We start from the raw sequence: 1,251 nt of genomic DNA, 5'->3' as shown, positions 1-1,251 counted from the left end.
GCGTTTTGTATTCTAGGGACAGGTGGGGCCGCTGCTCGTTGTACAGGCGCACTGACTCGCTCACCATGGTCCTTGCCTGCTGGATGTTTGCGGGGCGGTGCAGCAGGAATTCCATCTTCAGGATGCCGTTGACCCGTTCTGCCAGGGCATTCTGGTAGCAGTCGTAGCCATCGGTCATCGAGCAGGTGATCGCATGGCGGGCATGGATGCGCTGGTACTCCGCCGAACAGTACTGGATGCCCCGATCGGAGTGGTGCACCAGTTGCTGGCTGGTTTGCCTGTAGCGCAGGGCCATTTTCAGCGCCTGACTGACCTGGGCAGTCTCCAGCCCTTCATGTACGTGCCAACCCACGATCTTGCGGGAATAGGCATCCGTTACGAGGCTCAGGTAGGCCGGCTTTTCTTTGGTGGACAGGTAGGTGATGTCGGCCACCCACAGTTGTTCGCAGCCGCTGGGCACCACCTTGGTCGCTGCTTCTTTGAGCAGGTTGGGATGGCGCCTGAAGTGATGGTGGCTGTTGGTGGTCTTGTGGTACGACCGCTTCGGCAAGACCAGCATCCGTTCGTGACGCAGGATGTCAAACAAGGCATCGCGACCGAGCTTGATGCCTGCGTGCTGCAGCGGCGCCTTCAGGATGAAGTGCAGCTTGCGTGTGCCGATGCGCGGCTGGTGCCGCCGCTTCTCATCGACCATGGCCACCACGCTGGCCTGTTGTTCATCGCGCAGCCGCTGGCAGGCCAGGGCCTTGTAGTGCGCCTGCCGGCTGATGCCCATGTACCGGCAAGCCCTCACAACGTTCAGCCCTTGGACGAGCTTTTCTTGGAGGACTTGCCAGCAGGCTTTTTTGTGACGGTTACCCCATGGTCGCGCTTGAGCACATGGACCACCGCCTCGAAGAACTGCGCTTTCTCCTGCGCCTGCTTCAGTTGCACTTCCAGTTCCTTGATGCGCTGCTCGGGTGTCAGCGGCTTGAATGGCTCTTGCATGGGGCCGGGTCCTTTGAAGCCCGATGATGCAGCCTTCCAGTCCTGGCGGCCATGCTTGCGCAACCAAACCAGCACGGTCGAGGCACCCTGGATGCCGTAGCGCTCCCGGGCTTGCCCGCACGTCAACTCGCCTCTTTCTACCTGATCCACCACCGCCAGCTTAAAGGCCAGTGTGTAGTCCTTCTGCGTTCTCTTAACCCATTGATCCACTTGACTTTCCTTTCTGATGAACAGAAAGGTGTCAACCTCATTCAGGACGGGTCA

1 protein-coding gene is annotated in these 1,251 nt (G+C 59.7%); it reads right to left on the bottom strand.

Annotated elements, in window-relative coordinates; all coding sequences use genetic code 11:
• Positions 1 to 1,197 (bottom strand): IS3 family transposase gene (locus tag AVKW3434_RS24165; protein ID WP_284407867.1). Its coding sequence is split into 2 segments (ribosomal slippage), with 1,198 coding nucleotides annotated over them: positions 1 to 849 and positions 849 to 1,197; the frame shifts between segments, so codons are not numbered across the junction. This gene is flagged as partial in the annotation.
• Between the last annotated feature and the right edge of the window lie 54 nt (positions 1,198 to 1,251).

This window comes from Acidovorax sp. SUPP3434 (assembly GCF_030159015.1).
Taxonomy (GTDB): domain Bacteria; phylum Pseudomonadota; class Gammaproteobacteria; order Burkholderiales; family Burkholderiaceae_C; genus Paracidovorax.
Note: the sequence above shows the minus strand (reverse complement) of the source record. Positions and strands in the feature narration are given on the sequence as shown.